Source organism: Streptococcus uberis, assembly GCF_900475595.1.
Classification (GTDB): Bacteria; Bacillota; Bacilli; order Lactobacillales; family Streptococcaceae; genus Streptococcus; species Streptococcus uberis.
The window spans coordinates 269,947-292,752 of the sequence record NZ_LS483397.1; the positions used below are offsets into that span (position 1 = coordinate 269,947).

At 39.1% G+C, this 22,806-nt stretch carries 19 protein-coding genes, 1 tRNA gene, 1 other RNA gene and 1 pseudogene; 13 read left to right on the forward strand and 9 right to left on the reverse strand.

Translation table 11 applies throughout. The features are described from left to right. Window positions 1-51: 51 nt before the first annotated feature. The 5 genes from DQM95_RS01620 to DQM95_RS10045 all read right to left on the reverse strand — a co-directional run bounded on the left by DQM95_RS01620 (window position 52) and on the right by DQM95_RS10045 (window position 2,421). A tRNA-Lys gene (locus DQM95_RS01620) sits at window positions 52-124 on the reverse strand. A 4-nt stretch (window positions 125-128) separates the two neighbouring features. Then, window positions 129-323, reverse strand: a non-coding RNA gene (ssrS, locus tag DQM95_RS01625) — 6S RNA. A gap of 95 nt (window positions 324-418) precedes the next feature. Continuing rightward, entirely contained in the window at window positions 419-1,687 is a 1,269-nt protein-coding gene (locus DQM95_RS01630) for a replication-associated recombination protein A (protein WP_046387839.1), read from the reverse strand. Window positions 1,688-1,944: 257 nt separating this feature from the next. After that, the gene (locus tag DQM95_RS01635; protein ID WP_037593179.1) at window positions 1,945-2,232 is read right to left on the reverse strand and encodes a DUF4298 domain-containing protein; all 288 of its coding nucleotides are present in this window, start codon (window positions 2,230-2,232) and stop codon (window positions 1,945-1,947) included. A 33-nt stretch (window positions 2,233-2,265) separates the two neighbouring features. Beyond that, window positions 2,266-2,421 (reverse strand): hypothetical protein, encoded by a 156-nt coding sequence (locus tag DQM95_RS10045; protein WP_154626473.1) that lies wholly within the window; start codon window positions 2,419-2,421, stop codon window positions 2,266-2,268. Window positions 2,422-2,673: 252 nt separating this feature from the next. Between DQM95_RS10045 and DQM95_RS01640 the strand changes: the two genes are divergently transcribed. The 6 genes from DQM95_RS01640 (at window position 2,674) to DQM95_RS01665 (ending at window position 9,185) form a co-directional block, all read left to right on the forward strand. Then, a complete protein-coding gene (locus tag DQM95_RS01640; protein WP_037593181.1) occupies window positions 2,674-3,144 on the forward strand; it encodes a DUF3013 family protein in 471 nt (156 codons plus the stop codon). Between the two features lie 17 nt (window positions 3,145-3,161). After that, entirely contained in the window at window positions 3,162-4,115 is a 954-nt protein-coding gene (prmA, locus tag DQM95_RS01645; RefSeq protein WP_012657783.1) for a 50S ribosomal protein L11 methyltransferase, read from the forward strand. Next, window positions 4,115-4,858, forward strand: coding sequence for a 16S rRNA (uracil(1498)-N(3))-methyltransferase (locus tag DQM95_RS01650; protein WP_037593182.1), 744 nt, complete (start codon window positions 4,115-4,117; stop codon window positions 4,856-4,858). The genes prmA and DQM95_RS01650 overlap by 1 nt, the downstream gene beginning before the upstream one ends. Window positions 4,859-4,954: 96 nt before the next feature. Beyond that, window positions 4,955-5,959, forward strand: a complete 1,005-nt coding sequence (locus DQM95_RS01655; protein ID WP_012657785.1) for a LacI family DNA-binding transcriptional regulator — start codon at window positions 4,955-4,957, stop codon at window positions 5,957-5,959. 139 nt (window positions 5,960-6,098) lie between these two features. Then, complete coding sequence (locus DQM95_RS01660) at window positions 6,099-8,282, forward strand: PTS transporter subunit IIBC (RefSeq protein ID WP_037593184.1); 2,184 nt, start codon at window positions 6,099-6,101, stop codon at window positions 8,280-8,282. Window positions 8,283-8,363: 81 nt separating this feature from the next. Beyond that, window positions 8,364-9,185, forward strand: a complete 822-nt coding sequence (locus DQM95_RS01665; RefSeq protein ID WP_046391086.1) for an endonuclease/exonuclease/phosphatase family protein — start codon at window positions 8,364-8,366, stop codon at window positions 9,183-9,185. 89 nt (window positions 9,186-9,274) lie between these two features. On the opposite strand, the gene DQM95_RS01670 is transcribed toward DQM95_RS01665, so the two are convergent. The 4 genes and pseudogenes from DQM95_RS01670 to DQM95_RS01685 form a co-directional block, all read right to left on the reverse strand. Continuing rightward, window positions 9,275-9,772, reverse strand: coding sequence for an STM3941 family protein (locus DQM95_RS01670; RefSeq protein WP_037593186.1), 498 nt, complete (start codon window positions 9,770-9,772; stop codon window positions 9,275-9,277). Between the two features lie 35 nt (window positions 9,773-9,807). Beyond that, complete coding sequence (locus DQM95_RS01675) at window positions 9,808-10,845, reverse strand: M42 family metallopeptidase (RefSeq protein WP_037593188.1); 1,038 nt, start codon at window positions 10,843-10,845, stop codon at window positions 9,808-9,810. A gap of 88 nt (window positions 10,846-10,933) precedes the next feature. Then, a complete protein-coding gene (gene nrdI, locus DQM95_RS01680; RefSeq protein ID WP_037593190.1) occupies window positions 10,934-11,392 on the reverse strand; it encodes a class Ib ribonucleoside-diphosphate reductase assembly flavoprotein NrdI in 459 nt (152 codons plus the stop codon). Window positions 11,393-11,527: 135 nt separating this feature from the next. Further along, window positions 11,528-14,004: pseudogene (locus tag DQM95_RS01685) on the reverse strand (bifunctional 2',3'-cyclic-nucleotide 2'-phosphodiesterase/3'-nucleotidase). A 247-nt stretch (window positions 14,005-14,251) separates the two neighbouring features. Between DQM95_RS01685 and DQM95_RS01690 the strand changes: the two are divergent. From DQM95_RS01690 to DQM95_RS01720, 7 genes are all read left to right on the forward strand, one after another. Continuing rightward, window positions 14,252-16,471, forward strand: coding sequence for a RelA/SpoT family protein (locus tag DQM95_RS01690; RefSeq protein ID WP_046393239.1), 2,220 nt, complete (start codon window positions 14,252-14,254; stop codon window positions 16,469-16,471). An 11-nt stretch (window positions 16,472-16,482) separates the two neighbouring features. Continuing rightward, entirely contained in the window at window positions 16,483-16,926 is a 444-nt protein-coding gene (dtd, locus tag DQM95_RS01695; protein WP_012657793.1) for a D-aminoacyl-tRNA deacylase, read from the forward strand. 89 nt (window positions 16,927-17,015) lie between these two features. After that, window positions 17,016-17,864, forward strand: a complete 849-nt coding sequence (locus tag DQM95_RS01700) for a helix-turn-helix domain-containing protein (protein ID WP_037593192.1) — start codon at window positions 17,016-17,018, stop codon at window positions 17,862-17,864. 101 nt (window positions 17,865-17,965) lie between these two features. Further along, window positions 17,966-19,099 carry an ABC transporter ATP-binding protein gene (locus DQM95_RS01705; RefSeq protein ID WP_037593195.1) on the forward strand — a complete coding sequence of 378 codons (1,134 nt, stop codon included), beginning with the start codon at window positions 17,966-17,968 and terminating at the stop codon, window positions 19,097-19,099. A 92-nt stretch (window positions 19,100-19,191) separates the two neighbouring features. Then, entirely contained in the window at window positions 19,192-20,799 is a 1,608-nt protein-coding gene (locus DQM95_RS01710) for a glycoside hydrolase family 13 protein (RefSeq protein WP_037593197.1), read from the forward strand. A 153-nt stretch (window positions 20,800-20,952) separates the two neighbouring features. Continuing rightward, window positions 20,953-21,618 (forward strand): YiiX/YebB-like N1pC/P60 family cysteine hydrolase, encoded by a 666-nt coding sequence (locus DQM95_RS01715; RefSeq protein WP_037593199.1) that lies wholly within the window; start codon window positions 20,953-20,955, stop codon window positions 21,616-21,618. 2 nt (window positions 21,619-21,620) lie between these two features. Continuing rightward, complete coding sequence (locus tag DQM95_RS01720) at window positions 21,621-22,694, forward strand: hypothetical protein (protein ID WP_080939220.1); 1,074 nt, start codon at window positions 21,621-21,623, stop codon at window positions 22,692-22,694. Window positions 22,695-22,806 lie beyond the last annotated feature (112 nt).

Here is a 22,806-nt window from a genome sequence, read left to right on the forward strand (position 1 = left end):
TTAGACAAGAAAAAAAGCCTTTAAACAAAGGCTTTTTCTTATATAGTTATATGCCCCCTACAGGGCTCGAACCTGTGACCCATAGATTAAGAGTCTACTGCTCTACCAACTGAGCTAAGAAGGCAAAAAAGAAAGCTGTATTGGCACCGGTGGTTCGCGTTTTGTATTGAACCCGCGCAATTAAGCAGGTGGGTAACCTGTTTTCTCTTTGCAGTTGCTTCCGCGTGAAACGGCTTGCATACTAGAGAAAAAACTTGTTTCCCGATAATACAAAAAAATAGTCGGTCAACACATAGATGCGAACTCGTATGCCACAGCAATTCTGTTTTTCTATGTCTTTATCATACCACTTTTTGGAAAATTTTCAAGTCTTCTTGACGATTTTTTGGAAACGGTTACCCAATTTCATGGTTTTTCATCACTGAGAAAGCTTGTCAATACGCGCTTTGTTAGCTCCTAGCGCACGTTCATATTTTCCTGTTTCATTGGCCTCAAAGTAATGACGTCCCACCAATTTGTCAGGCAAATATTGTTGTTTGACCCATTTTTCGGGGTATGCATGAGGATAGAGGTAATTTTGGGCGTTGCCCAGTTCTTTACTTCCGGAATAGTGGCCATCGCGAAGGTGTCTCGGAATTGGCAAGTTGCCTGATTTTTTAAGGTCACTAATTGCAGCATCCATGGCTTGGTAGGCAGAATTGGATTTTGGTGAAAGCGCCAAGTCGACTACAACGTTGGCAATTAATATCCTGGCTTCCGGAAACCCAATCTTTTGGGCGGCATCCAGTGCCGTAACGGTGTGAATTTGTGCATCAGGGTTGGCTAAGCCAATATCTTCGTAAGCAATGACCGTTAATCTTCTGGCAAGGCTTGGCAAATCACCAGCTTCTACCAATCTTGCAGCATAATGGAGACTGGCATTGACATCCGAACCGCGAATGGATTTTTGTAAGGCGGATAAAACATCATAATGACCATCTCCATTTTTATCCATAGTGATATAACTGCGTTGAAGACTGTTTTCCACGGTATCAAGTGTGATGTGTCTAAGACCGGCCTCGTTTGCTTGAGTCGACATAACGGCCAGGTCTAGTGAATTATAGGCAGATCTCAGGTCGCCATTAGTCGCTGTGGCTATGAAATCAAGAGCATCCTGATCCAATTCAATGGGGAAGTTATAGCCACGTTCTTTGTCCTTAATGGCTGTCGCGATAGCTTTTTTGATAGCCTCGTTAGATAAGGGTTCTAATTCAAAAATTTGGACTCGGCTTCGGATAGCTGGTGTAACTGAGAAAAAGGGGTTTTCTGTGGTGGCCCCTATCATGATAATATTGCCATTTTCTAAGAGGGGTAAGAGGAAGTCTTGTTTGGTTTTATCTAAGCGATGTATTTCATCTAGTAGGAGTACCAAGCCTCCTGAAAATTTGGCTTCTTCAGCGATTTCTTGGAGGCGTTTTTTGCTGTCGGTTGTAGCATTAAAGGTACGAAAGGCATATTGTGTTGTTCCGGCAATGGCGCTAGCAATTGAGGTTTTTCCAATTCCAGGCGGTCCGTAAAGAATCATTGATGACAACATATTAGCATCCACCATTCGGCGAATGATTTTGCCTTCCCCAACAAGATGTTCTTGTCCAATCACTTCGGAAATAGTTCGCGGTCTCATTCGTAATGCTAGATTATCTGGCATGACAGCCTCCTCTTGACGTTTGATAAGTATCCTTATTGTATCAAAAAATGAGAATTCTTTCAGTCTGCCTTGTTGTGACAAAAAGAAAAAGAACAGCAAAGTGTTCTTAAGATTTAAAATACCGGTATATATAGAAGACGCCACAAATAATGAGAAACAACTTAATAAGACAGATTAACCACATGAAATGATAGACAACATATACGATGACATGTGTCAGTAAAGTCCACCAAACAATCCAATTATCAAATATCATATCAAAGGGATTTATACATCTTTGCAGATTGATCAAGCATTTTTTCTAAAAGGCCACTGTGTTCTACAAAGAGATTGTATAAGGTATCTTCACTAAGTATGCTGAATGCGTCAGCATCGTTTGGGGTTTGTCGACTCTCATACCAGTCGTCACTTCCGTAAAAGGCTCTTAACTGGACAAAGTCTTGATAGTTTTGCTGGTAGTTTTCGAGGGTTTCTGCAAATTGTGCTTGTATCTGGGAAAAGTGTTGATACTTTTCTTCTAAGTTTGGTAGGGTATTTTTTTCCATATAATGCTGCTCAATTCTATGATGTAAAGATAATTAACCATTAACTTGGTAAAGTTCACAATATTGTTTAAGAGATTTTTTAAAGTCTATAGCTTCTTGCTCTGTGTCAAATTTAGTAACGGTTGGAACAGGTCTCCAACGTTTTGATTTTGTCATCGTTAAAACTTCCCAATGCATAGCAAACCTCATCGTTATCTCATTTAAGTCTATTTTTTTATAAATATTAATTTTAATATAACACAGTTTATAGGATACTTCAAATAGGGACCTATTATTTTTATTAATTGTTCGGAAAAATTAAAAAATCATAACCTAGATAGATAGGCTTAGCTAGCTACTTATATGTTATAATAAAGTGACAAGTCTTATGTAAATGGTAGGTCTTTGGTACCTCTTGGTAGCAATGACAACACACGTAAATAGAGAATAAAGGAAGAAAAGATGGCAAAATTTGGATTTTTATCAGTGTTAGAAGAAGAAATGGATAAACATTTTCATTATGATTATGCTATGGATTGGGATAAGAAAAACCATGCGGTTGAAGTGACCTTTGTTTTGGAAGCTCAAAATAAGGCTGCTGTTGAGACCATTGATGATCAGGGTGAAGTTTCTCAAGAAGATATCGTCTTTGAAGATTATGTGCTTTTCTACAATCCTGAAAAGTCACAATTTGATAAGGAAGACTACTTGATAGCCATTCCTTATGAACCCAAAAAGGGCTTGTCTCGTGAATTCATACAGTACTTTGCACAATTTCTCAACGATGTGGCGACTGAAGGGCAGGGCGATCTCATGGATTTCTTAGAAGATGACAGCAAGATTGACTTCGCTTTGGACTGGGATGCGGAAGCTTTTGAAAAAGGCAAAGCCGATTTAGAAGAAAAAGAATTCTTCGCCTATCCTCGATATTAATAAAGGAGTACTGACAGATGAAGACATGGCAAGAATTAACGATTACTGTGCACCGTGATGCCGAAGAAGCGGTTTCTAATATGTTGATTGAGGCGGGGAGCCAAGGGGTGGCTATCAGTGATAGTGCTGATTATTTGGGACAGCCGGATCGTTTTGGGGAAATTTTCCCAGATGTCACTCAGGATGATATGATTACGATTACTGGCTATTTTCCAGAAAGTTTTGCTATTACTGAAGTGACAGCAAGCCTTGAGAAACAAGTGGCTACCCTTAAATCAACGGGCTTAGAAACAGGTCCAGTGTCCATTGCTTCTCACGAATTGGAAGAAGAAGATTGGGCTGAAAACTGGAAAAAATATTATGAGCCAGCTCGTATTACCCATGATTTAACGATTGTGCCTTCTTGGACAGATTATGATGCAAAACCTGAAGAAAAAGTCATTAAATTGGATCCTGGAATGGCTTTTGGGACAGGGACACACCCAACCACAAAAATGAGCCTCTTTGCTTTAGAACAAGTTCTCCGTGGTGGTGAAACGGTGATTGATGTTGGAACAGGCTCTGGGGTCCTCTCCATTGCAAGTTCTCTTTTAGGTGCCAAAGAGATTTATGCCTATGATTTGGACGATGTGGCTGTGCGGGTGGCACAAGAAAACATTGACCTAAATGCCAATACAGAAAACATTCATGTGGCTGCTGGAGATCTCCTTAAAGGTGTGACTATTCAAGCAGATGTGATTGTTGCCAATATTTTGGCAGATATTTTAATTCATTTGACAGATGATGCCTATCGTTTGGTAAAAGATGAAGGCTATCTCATCATGTCAGGCATTATTTCAGAAAAATGGCCGATGGTAAGAGCCTCGGCTGAAAAAGCAGGATTTTTCCTTGAAACGCATATGATTCAAGGTGAGTGGAATGCTTGTGTTTTCAAAAAAACAGATGATATGTCAGGAGTGATTGGTGGCTGATGCAACAGTATTTTATGAATAGCCAAGCGCAAAGTCAGTTTCAGGTAACAGATAGAGAGACACTTAAACACATGTTTCAAGTCATGCGACTTTCTGAGGATGATCACGTAGTCATCGTTTTTAGCGACCACAGAAAACGTTTGGCTAAGGTCTTGGACAGTCAAAACCATCTTTTTGAAATTGTGGAAGAATTAGATGATAATGTGGAATTGCCAGTCCAAGTTACCATTGCCTCTGGCTTTCCCAAGGCTGATAAATTAGACTTGGTTACTCAAAAAGCTACCGAACTTGGAGCACATGCCATTTGGTCATTTCCAGCAGACTGGTCAGTGGTCAAATGGGATGGTAAGAAGTTAGCCAAAAAGGCCGAGAAACTGGAGAAAATTGCTTTAGGCGCAGCGGAACAAAGCAAGCGGAACCTGGTTCCAGAAGTTGCCCTCTTTGAAAGGAAAGTTGATTTTTTAGCGGAGCTGTCTCACTTCGACAAAATCTTTATTGCATATGAAGAATCTGCTAAAGATGGTGAAAAAGCAGCGCTTGCCAAAGCCCTATCAAGCCTTAAAAAAGGCGATAAGATCCTCTTCATTTTTGGTCCTGAAGGGGGCATTTCACCAAAGGAGATTGCTCTTTTTGAAGGGGCGGGAGCTATTAAGGTTGGTCTAGGACCTCGGATTATGCGGACCGAAACGGCTCCTCTTTATGCTTTAAGTGCAGTCAGCTATGCTTTAGAATTGAATGCCTAGACAGGAATCCTTGAAAAGGGATTCTTTTTTTGTCTTGACAGTTTTTGCTTAAATGACTATTCTATTAAAAAAGAGAAAGATTGGGGTATTCTTGACGTGGTTACCATAAAAGATGTTGCGCGATTGGCAGGTGTTTCACCGTCGACGGCTTCGCGTGCGATGCATGATAATGAAATGATTAGTCAGGCGACGAGAGATAAAGTCAAAAAAGTCATGGAAGAATTGAATTATTCTCCCAATTATTCTGCACAAAATTTGGTTAAGCGTCAGTCCAATACTGTGGGCATTATCTTACCCGTAAGAGAGAGCCAAGAAGCTTTAGGAGATAATCCTTTTTTCATGCAAATTATTCAGGGTATATCAGGAATCTGTACGAAAGAAGGACAAATGGTGTCCTTGGCAACAGGACAAAAAGAAGAAGATCTGTTAAAAAATGTTCAGAATATGATTCGAAGTGGTAATGTGCGAAAATTTATCTTTTTGTATTCCAAGACTGATGATCCCGTTTTTGACTTTATGAGAAAAGAAAAGGTTCGTTGTGTTGTTGTTGGACAACCCTATGACCAATCTCAAAAACAAGCCTATTTTGTCAACAATCATAATCAAGAGGCTGGTAAAGATGCCACGAATTTTTTACTTGATAAAGGCTATCAAGCTATCAGCTATGTCTATACAGATATGGACGAATTGGTGCAGGCAGAGCGATATATGGGCTATGCTGAAGCGATGAAAATAAGAAATCACCAAGCGCAGTCACTAAATGTCAGTTTAGTGGATCATGAAGCATCCAAAAAACAATTGTTGCAGCATTTAGAGCAAAGAGATGCTCAAGCATTTGTCACTAGTGATGATATGCTAGGCATTCATTTGCAACGTCTTTTAAAAGAGATTGGTCAGGAAAACAAGGCAATCATCAGCTTTAACAATTCCGTCTTAGCACAACTCGCCAACCCTGCTTTAACATCGGTTGATATTTTTCCATATTTACTGGGAGAAAGAGCAGCTAGTGTTCTTTTAAAGACGCACCAGGCCAAAGACGCCATTGACATTATCCCTCATAAAATTATTGAAAGAGAATCAACGCCCAACTTCCTAATCTGATTAGGAAGTTTTATTTGTAGAAAACGCTTTACAAAACACTAAAAGGCGAGTATAATATGGTTTAAGAAAAGACGCAAACGTTTGCGTAAAACGTTTGCGAAAGTCGTAAACGCCTGTTTATGGGAAAAGGAGATTCAGAATGAAAGCATCATTCAAACAGTTTTTTTCTTTCGAATTTTGGCAAAAATTCGGAAAATGCTTAATGGTTGTTATTGCTGTTATGCCAGCTGCTGGTTTAATGGTAAGTATCGGGAATTCTATTCCAATGATTAATCCTGATTCAGCAGTTTTGACTACAATTGGCCATGTGACTGCCGAAATTGGTTGGGCTGTTATTGGGAATTTGCATTTATTATTTGCTCTAGCTATTGGTGGTAGTTGGGCTAAGGAACGCGCTGGAGGAGCCTTTGCTTCAGGATTAGCTTTTGTTTTGATTAACAGGATTACAGGAGCAATCTATGGCATTAATGCCACTATGTTAGCTGATCCAGATGCTAAAATCAAGAGTTTTTTGGGAACTGAAATGGTTGTCAAAAATTACTTTACCAGTGTTTTGGAATCTCCTGCTTTAAATACCGGTGTTTTTGTAGGGATTATTGCTGGTTTTGTTGGTGCGACAGCCTATAACAAATACTATAATTATAGAAAATTACCTGAAGTACTCACTTTCTTTAACGGGAAACGTTTTGTACCTTTTGTGGTTATTTTACGCTCAACAGTGGTTGCGCTTCTTTTAGCACTTATTTGGCCAGTTATCCAATCTGGTATTAATGGCTTTGGGATGTGGATTGCTTCTTCACAAGATACGGCCCCTATTTTAGCACCTTTCTTATATGGTACATTAGAACGTCTTCTCTTACCTTTTGGTTTACATCATATGTTGACCATTCCAATGAACTATACAGCACTTGGTGGAACTTATGAAGTTATGACTGGGGCTGGTGCAGGTACAAAAGTATTTGGTCAAGATCCACTTTGGTTAGCTTGGGTTACCGACTTAGTTGGCCTTAAGGGTGCAGGTAAAACAGAAGCTTACCATCACCTAATGGCAACCGTGACTCCAGCTCGTTTTAAAGTTGGTCAAATGATTGGTGCAACAGGTACATTGATGGGAATTGCACTTGCTATGTACCGTAATGTCGATGCTGACAAAAAAGGCAAGTACAAAATGATGTTTATTTCCGCGGCTGCTGCTGTATTCTTAACAGGGGTAACGGAACCTCTTGAGTACATGTTTATGTTTGCAGCTATGCCACTTTATGTGGTTTACGCACTTGTTCAAGGAGCTTCATTTGCCATGGCTGACCTTGTTCATCTCCGCGTTCATTCCTTTGGGAATATTGAGCTGTTAACACGTACACCTATGGCCATTAAGGCTGGCCTTGGCATGGATATAGTCAACTTTGTTTGGGTATCTCTTCTATTTGCTGCTATCATGTATGTCATTGCAGACTTCATGATTAAGAAAATGAACCTTGCCACTGCTGGTCGACTTGGAAACTATGATGCCGATATGCTTGACGATGCTGCTCCTGCAGAAACAGGGAAAGTGGCAGATGGCAACTCTCAAACAGTTCAAATCATTAACTTACTTGGTGGCCGTGAAAACATTTCAGATGTTGATGCTTGTATGACGCGTCTACGTGTAACTGTAAAAGATGCTAACCAAGTGGGTTCAGAAGACTTATGGAAAAAAGCTGGCGCTATGGGACTTATTGTAAAAGGTAATGGTGTACAAGCTGTCTATGGTCCAAAAGCTGATATCTTAAAATCAGATATTCAAGACTTGTTGGATTCTGGAGCAAGCATTCCCGTGTCGGATTTTAATAAGTCAGAAAAAGTTGTGGCAAGATCAGTATTTAAAGGGATTAAAGAAGACATACTTTCGGTAGCTGACGGTCGGGTGATGTCAATTACAGAGGTTAATGATCAAGTTTTTGCTGGTAAAATGATGGGAGACGGCTTTGCTGTTGAGCCGGATTCAGGAAATATTTATGCTCCTGTATCTGGTGTGCTAACTAGTGTTTTCCCTACCAAACACGCTTTCGGGATTTTAACTGATAATGGGCTAGAAGTCTTAGTACATGTGGGACTAGATACTGTTGCCTTAAATGGCGTACCATTCTCCCTTAAAGTATCCGAAGGCCAACGTGTTGAAGCAGGGGATTTGTTAGTTGTTGCTGACTTAGCAGCCATTAAATCAGCTGATCGTGAAACCACGATTGTCGTCGCTTTCACAAACCAAAACGAGATTGAATCAGTGGCACTTGATGTGAGAGGTCAACAAGCAGCTAAGACAAAAGTCGCAACAGTGACACTATAAGGGACAGAGATAAAAAGAGTGATTTCTAAGGAAAGCTTTCCTGGTAATTGCTCTTCTTATCATTTTAAGGAGAAATGAATTATGGCTAAGTTCTTAACGCTTAATACCCATTCTTGGATGGAGGCCAATGCCTTGAAGAAGTTGGTGGATTTGGCAGAACATATTTTGGCTGAGAAGTATGATGTGATTTGTTTGCAAGAAATCAATCAGTTAATTAACAGTGAACTGGCTGAGGAAGATTTCTTTTACCAGCCTATTCCAGGAACACCTGCTCTTCACAAAGACAATTTTGCCTTGCTTTTAGTGAATTATTTACAAAAGCGGGGCCAGCATTATTATTGGTCTTGGGCTTATAATCACATTGGTTATGATATTTATCATGAAGGCGTAGCTATTTTTTCAAAAAAACCAATCACAGCGACAGATATTTTAATGAGTCAAGTTGATGATGAGCATGATTATCATACCAGAAGGGCCTTGTTGGCCAAAACCGAGATTGATGGGAAAGAAACGGCTCTTGTTTCTCTACATATGTCGTGGTTTGGAAAGGGGTTTGAAGGGGAGTGGACTACCTTGGAAACTGAGCTAAATGCACTAGGAATACCTTTAATGATCATGGGGGACTTTAATAATCCGACAGATTTGGAAGGGTATCAATTGATTGAAGCTAGCCCCCTTGGTTTGCGGGATAGTCATAAGGTTGCTGACAAGGTTTTTGGAGATTATAGTATTGTTGCGGATATTGATGGTTGGAAAGATAATAAAGAATCTTATAAAGTGGACCATGCCTTTGCAAGCAAGGAGTTTGATATTCTGAGGTCTGAAATTACCTTTGAAGGTGGATCTGCTCCAGTTATTAGTGATCATTTTGGTCTTGAAGTTACAACAAAATGGAAATCATAAAAAGAGCTAAGGAAACTTAGCTCTTTTTGGGTTTCTAGAAATAAAGGTAGAGATAGGCTATCAAAAAATAAAACTTACTCTTTTATAGTCTAATAATAGCCTCCGAATTGACGTTCGATTTCTTCCATGACTTTTTCAGGCTTCTGACCGGTGGTATTTAGGGTAATGTTTATCAGTGGATATCCCATTTTAAGATTGGCTTTTGTTGTCAGTCTTTGTAGAACGGTCATTTTTTTGAGATAGCTTTGCTGATCTTTGACGCTGATGCTAATAAAGGTCTGATTGAATAATGAGGTCAGTTGAATAGCTTCAATATCTTGCCAGGGGATAAAGCCGATGGCAATAGCTGTTGAATGATCGTAAACCCCTAAGTCATTAATCAATAAGATAGGTGTCTTATTGACGATTCTCTTTAGAAAGGTGATAAAACAGAGACCAAAGAAAAGAATGGTGATGACTCCAATGAACTGAATTAAAATATCAGGAATGAGACACATAAAGAAGCCGAAAAAAACAAATAGAAAAGACATTACAGCATAAAATAAGTTTCCGAGTTTATTCCTTGGAATGATAATAGGTTCAGTCATAGTGATTTCCTTTTTACGACTGTTGACTAGTAGCTTTAATCAACCATTGGACTTTTGAGGTAGGCATCCACCAGTTTTTCAGTAGCTTCAACAGAGTCACGGTGGGTGCGTTCGTATGAGTGGCTTGATTCAATGCCGGCTCCTAGGAGGGCATGTTTTACCTCGGCACCAGAGCGCATGGCAGCTGAGGCATCAGATCCATAGAATGGGTAAATGTCAAGTTTATAAGGAATGTTATTAGATTGACAGAGAGCAACCATATGTTGACGGAGTTCGTAATGGTAAGGTCCGGACGCATCTTTGACACAAATAGAGACGGTGTATTCATCTGTCGCTTGGTCATCACCCATAGCTCCCATGTCAACAGCCAAGTATTCAACAGCTTCTTTAGGGAGACTTGAATTAGCACCGTGTCCAACTTCTTCAAAGGCTGAGAAGTAGAAGTGTGTGGTGTATGGCAAGGTAACCTTATTTTCTTTATAGTCTTTAAGCAATTCAATCAGAATGGCGGCTGAAACTTTATCATCCAAATGTCGTGATTTGATAAAGCCAGATTCAGTGACCACGACACGAGGATCGAAGGAAATAAAATCACCGACTTCGATGCCCAAGGCGCGTGTTTCATCGGCAGTTCTAACCTTTTCATCCAAGCGAACTTCCATATTAGCTTGGTTGCGTTCAGCAGTTCCAGCATCTTTGTAAACATGCACGGAAGTTTGGTGGATGAGAATAGTACCAGAGATCTCTCTGCCATTTTTAGCGACGTGAACAGTACAGTTTTCGCCTTCAATGGCGTTATAGACAAAACCACCTACTAAATCCATTTTCAAACGGCCATCGGGTTTGATAGCGCGCACCATTGCACCTAAGGTATCAAGATGAGCTGTTACGACACGGTGTTTGCTATCATCTTTACCTTTTACGGAAACCATAACCCCACCTTTATGAGTACGAACAGGTTCATAGCCAAAGCTGGATAATTCAGAAGTGAGGTAGTCCATAATGGTTTTTGTAAATCCTGTTGGGGAGGGGATTTGAGTGAGTGTGGTAATGTAGTCAACGGTAGTTTTCACAAGATTTCCTCTTTTCATCATCAAAAATATGCTTACTTCTATTATAGCATGGGATTGCTGAAATGTGAGCTCATACTATCTTTGTGATCTAGTCTTTTAGAAAGGCTTCTTTCTCAGCCACAATAATCTTGGCAAGCCTTTCAATATCTGAGATGGTTCCACGTAATTCGAAATCTCCAATCATTGGAAAACCAAAACGTTTGGCATATTGCTTTGCTGTCAGGCAGTATTGATTATTAAAGTTTCGATTGCCAGAACCAATAATACCAAAGCAGCGCTTGTAATTATCATGAGCAGCGATGAAATCACCTAAAGGATTGGTAAGAATTTCAATATCACCAGAATCTAAGCCGTTTCCGCCTTCGAGATAAGTCGGTAAGATGGCTACAAAGGCTTCTTCAACCGCAAAAGTTTGATGATTTAATTCCTTGATGTTTATGGTTTTTGTTTCGATATCATAGCCTTCTTTAAGGTGTTGTGATAAGCGTTTGACAAAACTGAGGGTGTTGCCACTTAGGCTGATAAAAACTACGGTTACTGTAGACATTTGGTCTCCTTATACTATATCTTGTAATACAAGGTTTAGTTTACCACAAGATATAGTTGCAAACAAGTCATCACCTCTTTTTTAATTGTTAAATGGCATCAAAAAAAGCAAGCTCTAAAGCTTGCTTTTGAAAGATTATTGTCTTTCTTCTTTTTTCGTGATTAATCCGGCTAAACCAAGTAAGCTTAAGCCCATGAAGAATAAACCTTTAGACTCTTGGCTACCAGCTTTTGGTAATTCAGCCTTAGTAGTACTTGATGATGTCGCTTTTGTTTGATTGTAAACATGCGCAGCTAATTGATGAATTTCTTGACGACGGTTTTCAGTCAATTGGCTACCAGTTTCTTGTGGTGTTTCCACTGGATTTGCAGGTGTTTCTGGAGTGGCTACTGGTAATTCTGGTTTAACATATGTAAAGACGAAGTCACCAAAACCTTCAATAGTAGAAGGGCCGGCATAAGAAATATCAGCTTGGTCACCAATTAAATTCTTAGCAGTATCTGCACTTAAGAAGTGCAAATCAAGTCCTTGAATGGTATCTGCAAAGTACCAGTTGTTATCTGCACTTGGGTTAATGGTTTTTTCAGAAACAATATAATTGATGATGGCTTGTCGATTTTCAAGGTTAAGCAATCGATTAATGGTTGCATTTTTTACCCCTGGGAAACTTCCACTAGCACGGTAGTTATTAGTGACAACCATGAATTCTTGATTTGGATCGATTTCTTTACCTTGGAATTTAAGGTTACGAACACGACTAGCATTAGGGTTAAGAAGATTACCTTTGGCATCATACTTGTTAGGTTGTGTTACATCAAACTCGTAAGTAACGCCATCAATCACATCAAAGTTGTAAGTTCTATAATCCGTATTGACTAGGTTTTGAGGTCCAGCCACATTTGGATCGATGGTATTAAATTGTCCTGCTGACATCTCTAACCATTCTTTGATATCTGCACCTGTCAGTTTAAGGATAGCAGTGACGTTATCATATAAGTATAGGTCGGCAACGTTTTTAATGGCAATTGGTCCAGCCGGGATATCAGTATAAGCGGTTGGGTCATTACGAGTACCAGCTTTAAATGGTGCTGCTGCTGAAAGAAGAGGTAAGTCAGCTTCTGGAGTACCAGCTAATTGTTGTTTGGCATACCAAAGTTGTGCATTATTGACAATTTGAACAGATGGATCATCTTTGACTAGAGCGAAGTAGCTGTTAATTGGTGCAGTTGTTTCACCAACAGTTTGACGCACGTAATCAATTGTTCCAAGGTGAGATGCTTGAGCCAAAGCTAAAATATCAGCATCGGCGATGGTTGATTTGGTATCAATTTTACGGATTTCTGCATGGTTTTTATCGCGATTAACTGTCCATTTACCACCTGTATAGGACACATTTAAATCAATAATACCGATATGATCCCCGTATTTTCCTGCCATGGTAACAGGTGTTCCGTTAATTAAACCAGACACCCCGTCGACACCATTATAGGATTCGTAGAAACCAGTATCTTGTCCTGAAGGGAATTCTGCATGTGAGTGACCTGTTACGACCGCGTCAACACCAGCAAGACTTGCAATTTGGTAGCCGACATTTTCTTCACCAGTTTCATAAACATCATCACCGATACCAGTGTGGGCAAGGACTAAAACGATGTCAGCGCCAGCATTTTTGATGGTAGGAATGATTTCTGTCACAGCTTGCACGGCATCTTTGACCGTAACTTTACCTTCGAGGTTAGCCTTATCCAAAGCATGATTTGAGGTGGCACAATACCTGTGATACCAATTTTTAGGTCGACAGCTTGGCCATTAGCATCCGTAAAGCTTTTCGTAACGATAGCGTAAGGTTGGAAAAGGTATTCTCCTGTTGCTGCATCAAAGACGTTAGCATTTAGGATTGGTAGTCCAGCTGAAGCAATGGCATTTTCGATGAAGGTAAGCCCATAGTTGAATTCGTGGTTACCTAAAGTTGAAGCGTCAAAACCAAGTTTATCAAGGGCTGCGTACATTGGGTGCACTTCACCTGGTTGTAAAGGATCAATCAATGCTTCATAAGTTCCGAGTGGTGTACCTTGTAAGATATCACCGTTATCAACAAGAACAGCATTAGGATTTTCAGCTTTTGCTTGATCGATAAGAACGGCAGCTTTCGCTAAACCGATAGTTTGAGATGCTTTATCTTGATAGTAATCATAGTTGACTAAGTTAGAGTGAAGGTCAGTGGTTGAGATGATGCGCACATCAACTGTTTGGCCTTCAACTGGAGTTGTTGCCATTGTGTTAGCTGCTGGCGCAAGGCTAGCACTAGTGACATTAGTTGTAGGTTGAGCAGTTGCTGTCACAGGAGAGATGGCTGCTGCCTCCACTGGACTTGGAGTAGTAGTACTTGTTGTACCACTAGCATCAACGGTGATATTAGTATTTGGATCAAGAGCAGATGTCACAGTTGAAGTCGTGTTCGTTGTTGGAGTCGTACTTGCAGAGGCATCAGTAAGACTTGTTGCTGGGCTAGTTGTAGTTGTTGGTGTCTCAGCTTTTACGAATTGAGCTGAACCTGTTGCAACTAACATGGCTAAAAAAATGGCACTTTTTGAAACATAATGTTTTCTCATTTTAATCTCCTTATTTTATGTAAAAAATGCATTTGGACAATTATTATACCTTGAAAAAGGGCTTTCATCAATAGGATTTACGAACATTTTAAGGAAAATTTACAAAAAAGATACAATTGATGGTGGTGTTTTTTTAATTTTCTAATTATTAAAAACGTTTTATCTTATGCATACCATAAAGTATTCTGCCTTTTTCTTTTGTAGGGAACGTGTTAAAATAGGTAAAAGAAATTGATAGAGGATAAAAATGGCAAAAGAAAAAAATTTATCAGGAGAAGAAGTTGTATCCATTGCAGCGTCTTACATGAATAAAAAGGATATTGCATTCGTCAAAAAGGCATTGGATTATGCGACGACGGCACATTTTTATCAAGCAAGAAAATCGGGTGAACCCTATATCATTCACCCTATACAAGTTGCCGGAATTCTAGCTGATTTGCATTTAGATGCGACCACAGTTGCTTGTGGTTTTTTACACGATGTTGTTGAAGACACCGAAATAAGTTTAGATGATATTGAAGCCGAATTTGATAAAGATGTCAGAGATATCGTAGATGGGGTGACCAAACTAGGTAAGGTGGAATACAAATCTCATGAGGAGCAGCTGGCAGAAAATCACCGGAAAATGCTCATGGCCATGTCTAAAGATATTCGGGTTATCCTTGTCAAGTTGGCAGATCGTCTGCATAATATGAGAACATTAAAACATTTGCGCAAGGATAAGCAAGAACGTATCTCGCGTGAAACAATGGAAATTTATGCCCCTTTGGCCCATCGTTTGGGGATTAGTAGAATCAAATGGGAACTTGAAGATTTAGCCTTTCGTTATTTAAACGAGTCGGAATTTTATAAGATTTCTCATATGATGCGTGAAAAGCGTCGTGAGAGAGAGGCTTTAGTCGATGAAATCGTCGCAAAAATCGTGACTTATACCAATGAACAAGGCCTCTATGGAGATGTCTATGGTAGGCCAAAACACATCTATTCGATTTACCGTAAAATGCGGGACAAGAAAAAACGCTTTGATCAAATCTTCGATTTAATTGCCATTCGTTGTGTCATGGAGACCCAAAGTGATGTTTATGCTATGGTAGGTTATATCCATGAATTGTGGCGTCCAATGCCAGGTCGCTTCAAGGACTATATTGCTGCGCCTAAGGCCAATGGCTATCAATCAATCCACACAACGGTTTACGGTCCTAAAGGGCCAATTGAAATCCAAATTAGGACCAAAGAAATGCATCAGGTTGCTGAGTACGGGGTTGCAGCTCACTGGGCCTATAAGAAAGGTATTAAAGGTAAAGTAAACCAAACAGATCAAAAGGTTGGAATGAACTGGATCAAGGATTTGGTGGAACTCCAGGATGCTTCCAATGGAGATGCCAAAGATTTCGTCGATTCCGTCAAAGAGGAAATCTTCTCTGAACGTATTTATGTCTTTACCCCAAATGGAGCTGTCCAAGAACTGCCTAAAGATTCCGGTCCGATTGATTTTGCCTATGCTATCCATACACAAGTTGGCGAAAAAGCAACAGGGGCTAAGGTTAATGGGAAAATGGTGCCCTTGACTTCCAAACTGAAAACTGGGGACGTTGTTGAAATCGTGACAAATCCAAATTCCTTTGGGCCAAGCCGGGATTGGATTAAAATTGTAAAAACCAACAAAGCACGCAATAAAATTCGTCAATTCTTTAAAAACCAAGACAAAGAATTGTCTGTCAATAAAGGAAGGGAACTCTTAGTTAACTTTTTCCAAGAACAAGGTTATGTTGCCAATAAATACTTAGACCGAAAACGCATTGAGGAAATTTTACCGAGAGTAAGTGTTAAAAGTGTTGAATCCTTATATGCGGCAGTTGGCTTTGGCGATTTAAGTCCAGTTTCCATCTTTAACAAGCTAACCGAAAAAGAACGTCGTGAAGAAGAACGTGCTAAAGCCAAAGCAGAAGCAGAGGAATTGGTCAAAGGCGGCGAAGTTAAGCATGAGAATAAGGAAGTTTTAAAAGTTCGCAGTGAAAATGGTGTTATTATTCAAGGTGCTAGCGGCCTCTTGATGCGTATCGCTAAATGTTGCAACCCTGTTCCCGGTGATCCGATTGAAGGTTACATTACAAAAGGTAGAGGTATTGCCATTCACCGAGCGGATTGTAACAATATTAAGAGTCAAGATGGCTATGAGCAACGTTTGATTGAAGTTGAATGGGACCTTGAAAATTCAAGCAAGGATTATCAAGCAGAAATTGATATTTATGGCTTAAATCGTACAGGTCTCTTAAATGATGTCCTACAAATTTTGTCTAATTCAACAAAAACCATTACAACCGTCAATGCCCAACCAACCAAAGACATGAAATTTGCCAATATTCACGTCAGTTTTGGTATTGCTAATTTGGCTAGTCTATTGACTGTTGTCGAAAAAATCAAAGCGGTACCTGACATCTATAATGTCAAACGAACCAATGGTTAAAGGAGTTACACATGAAAATTGTCATTCAAAGGGTTTCAGAAGCCTCAGTCGCCATTGAAGGTGAGATAGTTGGTGCTATCCAGAAAGGGTTGTTACTTTTAGTGGGTTTTGGTCCTGAAGATGGTCAAGAGGATGTGGACTATGCGGTTCGGAAAATCACACAAATGCGCATTTTTTCCGATGCGGAGGATAAAATGAATTTATCACTTCTAGACATTAAAGGATCTATCTTGTCCATTTCACAATTTACACTCTTTGCCAATACCAAAAAAGGTAACCGCCCTGCTTTTACAGAAGCAGCAAAACCAGAAATGGCAAGTCAGCTGTATGAACAGTTTAACCAAGCTTTATCAGCTTTCTGTCCTCTTGAAAGAGGGGTCTTCGGTGCTGATATGAAAGTGTCGCTGGTCAATGATGGTCCAGTGACGATCATTTTAGATACGAAAAATAGATAGTCTGTTAAGAGACATGACATTCCCCTCGTTCATTTGGATGAGGGGTTCTGTGTTATAATATCTATAAGAAATGTCATATAGAGGTAGTTATGGATATCAAAACAATCTTTCCTGAGGTGAGGGTAAGCTCAGGACCAGCTAATGAAGAACAGTGGGTTTCAATTGAAGACGGTGACCAATTCTTATTATTTCCAAAGGAACAGTTATCATCGCGGGAATTGGCTTTACTGGAATTCTATTTGTCACCAGTTAAGAAGTCTTCCAAAAAAAGGACAGCTTGGGAAAAGTATTTATTAGAGGATGGTGCAGAACTTCCTGAAAGGCTTGAAGAGGGGCAATTTATTTATCTTAGCCATCAGTTGCCAATCCCTTCTGAAATGGTCGAGCTTTTGGAATCGATTTTTGGACAGCCAAAAGCCATTTTGTCTCTGAGTCAGACTCAGACGGTCTTTTTGTTAACAAGATCAGACTCCTTTGGGCAAATTGCTCTGATTAAAGATATTCTTCCAACACTTGAAAATGATTTTGGTTTGGCTTTAAGACTATTTATTGGGAATCATTGGTCATCTTTAACAGCTAATCAATTGCGAGACTATTTTCTTGAGGAAAGAGTTCTGTATGATGCTTACAGGACTCAAAATAGTGACGAGACCCTTATTCTCTATTCCAAAATCCTCTTATGGGCTTTAAATGCCGATCATATCCCAAAAGCTATCTGTCACTATTATCAAATGGTTTTAGGCAATCAAAAAGAAACAAGAGAATTGGTGGAAGCATTATGGGATTCACATGGAAATCTAGTCCAGACAGCGCAATCTTTATATATTCATAGAAATTCTCTCCAGTATAAATTAGACAAAGTATACCGTCAAACGGGTCTCCAACTGAAACAGTTAGACGATTTAGCTTTTGCTTATCTTTTTCTTCAAAAATCCTAATTTTGTGCAAGGTGCCCAAAGACTTTTGGGCGCCTTGTCTGTTTTATGAAAACGCTATCTTTGATATACTAAAACTAACAAAACAAGGAAAAGGTGTTCTCATGGTAGAATTAAATTTAAATCATATTTATAAAAAATACCCTAATACAAGCCATTATGCTGTTGAAGATTTTGACTTAGATATCAAAGATAAAGAATTTATCGTCTTTGTAGGACCTTCAGGATGTGGGAAATCAACAACCCTACGTATGATTGCGGGATTAGAAGACATTTCAGAAGGTGAATTGAAAATTGACGGTGAAGTTGTTAATGACAAATCTCCTAAAGATCGTGATATTGCCATGGTTTTCCAAAACTATGCCCTATACCCACACATGACTGTATACGATAATATGGCTTTTGGTCTTAAATTGCGTAAATACAAAAAAGCAGATATTGACCAACGTGTTAAAGAAGCAGCCCAAATCTTAGGATTAACGGAGTTCTTAGAACGGAAACCTGCTGATTTGTCTGGTGGACAACGCCAACGTGTTGCCATGGGTCGTGCTATCGTTCGTGATGCCAAAGTATTCTTAATGGATGAGCCTTTGTCAAACTTAGATGCTAAATTGCGTGTGTCAATGCGGGCAGAAATTGCTAAAATTCACCGCCGTATTGGTTCAACAACCATTTATGTTACCCACGACCAAACAGAAGCTATGACTTTGGCTGACCGTATTGTTATCATGTCAGCGACAAAAAATCCTGAAGGTAATGGAACAATTGGTAAAATTGAACAAGTTGGTTCACCGCAAGAATTATATAACCAACCTGCTAATAAATTTGTTGCCGGCTTTATCGGAAGCCCGGCGATGAACTTCTTTGATGTGACAGTGGAAGGTACACGTATTGTCAGCGAAGATGGTCTTGATATTACTATCACTGAAGGTCAAGCCAAAATGCTTAAAGAAGCTGGCTATGATGGCAAAAAAGTGACATTTGGTATTCGTCCAGAAGACATTTCAGCTAACCTTCTTGTCGAAGAAACATTCCCAAATGCCAATGTGGAAGCAGAAGTCTTAGTGTCTGAACTGTTAGGGTCTGAAACGATGCTTTATGTGAAACTTGGTCAAACAGAATTTGCCTCACGTGTTGATGCGCGTGATTTCCACAATCCAGGCGAAAAAGTGAGCCTAACCTTTAATGTTTCTAAAGGACATTTCTTTGACCTAGAAACAGAAAAAGCAATTCGTTAAAACGATTATCCTCCTATGAATAACACAAAGTCCTCGAAAGCTATTTTTGAGGACTTTGTGTCCCTTTGAAGAAAAATGAGAAAGTGAGACAAATGAAAAAACATTGGTGGCATCAAGCGACAATCTATCAAATATACCCACGCTCTTTCCAAGATACCAGTGGAAACGGCATCGGTGACCTCAAAGGCATCACCCAACATTTAGATTATTTACAGAACCTTGGAATCACAGCTATTTGGCTTTCACCTGTCTACCAATCCCCAATGGATGACAATGGCTACGACATTTCAGATTATCAGGCTATCGCTGATATCTTTGGTGACATGGCTGACATGGACCACTTGCTTTCAGAGGCCAAGAAGCGTGATATCAAAATCATAATGGATCTAGTGGTCAATCATACATCAGATGAACATGCATGGTTCATCGAGGCTCGGGAGAATCCGCAGAGCCCTGAAAGAGACTTTTACATTTGGAGAGACCAACCAAATGATCTCATGTCGACTTTTTCAGGCTCCGCTTGGCAACAAGATCCAGCTTCTGGCCAGTATTATTTGCATTTGTTCAGTAAGAAACAACCGGATCTGAATTGGGAAAACCCTGACTTACGACATAAAATCTATGAGATGATGAATTTCTGGATTGCTAAAGGTATTGGTGGTTTCCGCATGGATGTCATTGATTTAATTGGGAAAATTCCAGATTTGGAAATTACAGGCAATGGACCTAAATTACATGACTACCTAAAGGAAATGAATCAGGCAACTTTTGGTAAACATGATTTATTAACTGTTGGAGAAACTTGGGGAGCAACACCAGAAATAGCCAAACAATATTCTTGTCCAGAAAATAAAGAATTATCCATGGTCTTCCAATTTGAACATATTGGCTTACAGCATAAACCTAATCGACCAAAATGGGATTTTGTTGATGAATTGGATGTCCCAGCCTTAAAAAGGATTTTTAGCAAATGGCAAACAGAGTTGGAATTGGGACAAGGTTGGAATTCCCTATTTTGGAACAATCATGACCTGCCCCGAGTTCTTTCTATCTGGGGAAATGACCAAGAACACCGCCAAAAGTCTGGTAAAGCTTTAGCCATTTTACTTCATCTGATGCGCGGAACGCCTTACATTTACCAAGGGGAAGAAATAGGGATGACCAACTATCCATTTGACACTTTAGAGCAGGTGGATGATATCGAATCTGTCAACTACGCAAAGGAAGCTTTGGCAAATGGGGTATCTGAAGTTGCTATCATGGAAAGCATTCGCAGAATTGGTCGAGACAATGCCAGAACCCCAATGCAATGGGATGATAGTCTTCATGCGGGATTTACTAGCGCTGATAAACCATGGTTAGCTGTTAATCCTAACTATAAAGAGATTAATGTTGCTAAGGCCTTGGCTGACAAAGAGTCGCTTTTTTACACTTACCAAAAATTGATTACGCTCCGTAAAGAGCAGGATTGGTTGGTGGATGCAGATTTCAACTTGTTAGAGACTGCTGACAAAATCTTTGCCTACGAACGTCGACTTGAAAAGGAGACTTACTTGATTGTTGTCAACCTTTCTAATCAGACACAAGATTTCGAAGGCCTACCTGCCCACTATCAGACCATCATTTCCAATACCGATTTGAATCACATTGAAAAGACAGGACAATTAGCTGCCTGGGACGCCTTTTGTATCAAGAAATAAGACAAAAAATCCTTCATTTCGTGAAGGATTTTTTATAAATTGAAAAATGACAATTTGATTAATATATTAATTAAATATTGATATAAAATGAATTATATGTTAATATATAATTAGAAAACGTTTTCTTAAAAATGTTAATGAAAGGAAAACAATATGATTAATAAAAAAATTATATTTACAAGTTTGACAGTAATATGTATATCAAATTGTAACATTGTTTCCGCAGAAGATAAGGTAAGTAACGAATCGTACTTTCCGTCAAACCAAATTGAAAAATGGGAGAGAGATATACTAGAAAAGGCTGACCGAGATATACCAGTAGGTGATATAAAAGCAAATGATGGAAAAATTTTTCGTTCTTCTACTGGTTTATGGTCATGGAGGGATGGAATAATTTGTATTACTGACTCACATGCTAAAAGTCCTTTGTTTAACAATGGTCATGCGGGTATTGTTGCTGCGGCACCATACTATGATGCTACAATTGAAGCAAATCCTAATGATGGTGTTCAACCAAAATATGGTAAGTGGGATGAAAGATTTGGAGGTAGCAAAGTTTATCAATATGGTGTAACTAAAACAAGTGTTATCCAGGATCAAAACGCAGCTATTTGGGCGGCAAAACAGATTAATAAACCCTATAATCATAATTTCTTTGATATAGGCCGAAGAGATAGATTTTATTGCTCACAACTTGTCTGGGCAGCTTATAAAGATATTTCAGGAATTGATATTGGAACATGGGAATGGGGACATGCAATTCATCCTTTTGAGCTTATGAACTCAAAAGAAACGACATTACTTTACAGAAATAAATAAGCATGATGTCTAAAATTGTGAAGAAAATTTTCTTTTTAACAGCATTTTTGATAATATTTTTTCTTTCAGCTTGTGCCGCAAAACAGGCAAAAAAAGAATTTCAATTGGCTGTTTTTGATAAAAAGACGGTTCACACGTTTAAATTCTCTGGTAATCAAGTAGTTCCGGTAGAAAAGCTCTCAAGAAAGGGAAATATGTCTTTTGCTAGAGAGTCTTTTAAATCTGCTGGACAGCGTTATGTTACCAAAACCTTAGAAGGTGATGGTCTGACAGTATATCTAGAAAGCATTGATGGTAAAACTCTCGAAGAGACCATACAGCCTGCTTTAGGGAATGATGCCTATACCTCTACAACAGATGGAAATTATTTTTATGCAACAGCTGTCTTTACAGATCGTATTGATTGTTATAAATATGATTTACAGATGAAGAAAATTTTAAAAAAATCTATTCCTAATAACGAGGTTATTAATGCAAGTAATCAATTTTTAGTGATTGACAATTCATTGTATCTCTTGGTTTCTTATGTAGACAAATCGACCCAGCAACCAGGAACCTGTCTTTGGAAAATGAACAAAGACTTTAATATCCAGGAAATCATTGATTTAAATGATTCCTCAGCGTATCTACGTATGGCAAATGTTGGGGAAGTTCTATATATACCTGAATCTTATAAAGGGAGTGACAGTAATGGTGAGCCAAAAACAGGTAAGCAAATCATGGTTTTCGATTTAGTAAAACGAGAAAAACGTTATCTTCCGACTTCAGCCAAATATCCTAAATCGATTGTTTACAACCAGGAGAGTGAAAGCATCATCATTGAAAATGATGGCGCTTTCACCAAGGCTTTTTCCTGGACGATTCACAATTTACAAACTGGTCAAGAAAAATTGTTAACTCTTCCTGTTTCATATCGTCGAGGCTACCTACCTCCTTTTGTGAGCTATCAGAAAAATAGGATTTATTTTCTCTTTTCAGATTACCTCATACAATATGATATCTTGTCTGAAAAGATAGTTACCATTGACTTAAAAAAATATCATATTCACAACGCTCACGCTATGATTTTGAAGTGAAAAAACAAAATCTGTTGTAGCCATTTTTTAAGGACCCCGGCTTACATGAAACAATTATTACCAACGTTTGATTTGGATTTTGCTAGGGGATTAAAAATAATAGCAAAAGCTA

Excerpts from the sequence above, each read along its gene's own strand:
- prmA (WP_012657783.1), top strand. The coding sequence starts at position 3,162 with ATGAAGACATGGCAAGAATTAACGATTACTGTGCACCGTGATGCCGAA.
- DQM95_RS01705 (WP_037593195.1), top strand. The coding sequence starts at position 17,966 with ATGGTAGAATTAAATTTAAATCATATTTATAAAAAATACCCTAATACA.
- DQM95_RS01640 (WP_037593181.1), top strand. The coding sequence starts at position 2,674 with ATGGCAAAATTTGGATTTTTATCAGTGTTAGAAGAAGAAATGGATAAA.
- DQM95_RS10045 (WP_154626473.1), bottom strand. The coding sequence starts at position 2,421 with ATGAGGTTTGCTATGCATTGGGAAGTTTTAACGATGACAAAATCAAAA.
- DQM95_RS01635 (WP_037593179.1), bottom strand. The coding sequence starts at position 2,232 with ATGGAAAAAAATACCCTACCAAACTTAGAAGAAAAGTATCAACACTTT.
- DQM95_RS01665 (WP_046391086.1), top strand. The coding sequence starts at position 8,364 with ATGGCTAAGTTCTTAACGCTTAATACCCATTCTTGGATGGAGGCCAAT.
- DQM95_RS01630 (WP_046387839.1), bottom strand. The coding sequence starts at position 1,687 with ATGCCAGATAATCTAGCATTACGAATGAGACCGCGAACTATTTCCGAA.
- DQM95_RS01660 (WP_037593184.1), top strand. The coding sequence starts at position 6,099 with ATGAAAGCATCATTCAAACAGTTTTTTTCTTTCGAATTTTGGCAAAAA.
- DQM95_RS01670 (WP_037593186.1), bottom strand. The coding sequence starts at position 9,772 with ATGACTGAACCTATTATCATTCCAAGGAATAAACTCGGAAACTTATTT.
- DQM95_RS01720 (WP_080939220.1), top strand. The coding sequence starts at position 21,621 with ATGATGTCTAAAATTGTGAAGAAAATTTTCTTTTTAACAGCATTTTTG.
- DQM95_RS01710 (WP_037593197.1), top strand. The coding sequence starts at position 19,192 with ATGAAAAAACATTGGTGGCATCAAGCGACAATCTATCAAATATACCCA.
- DQM95_RS01690 (WP_046393239.1), top strand. The coding sequence starts at position 14,252 with ATGGCAAAAGAAAAAAATTTATCAGGAGAAGAAGTTGTATCCATTGCA.
- dtd (WP_012657793.1), top strand. The coding sequence starts at position 16,483 with ATGAAAATTGTCATTCAAAGGGTTTCAGAAGCCTCAGTCGCCATTGAA.
- nrdI (WP_037593190.1), bottom strand. The coding sequence starts at position 11,392 with ATGTCTACAGTAACCGTAGTTTTTATCAGCCTAAGTGGCAACACCCTC.
- DQM95_RS01650 (WP_037593182.1), top strand. The coding sequence starts at position 4,115 with ATGCAACAGTATTTTATGAATAGCCAAGCGCAAAGTCAGTTTCAGGTA.
- DQM95_RS01700 (WP_037593192.1), top strand. The coding sequence starts at position 17,016 with ATGGATATCAAAACAATCTTTCCTGAGGTGAGGGTAAGCTCAGGACCA.
- DQM95_RS01715 (WP_037593199.1), top strand. The coding sequence starts at position 20,953 with ATGATTAATAAAAAAATTATATTTACAAGTTTGACAGTAATATGTATA.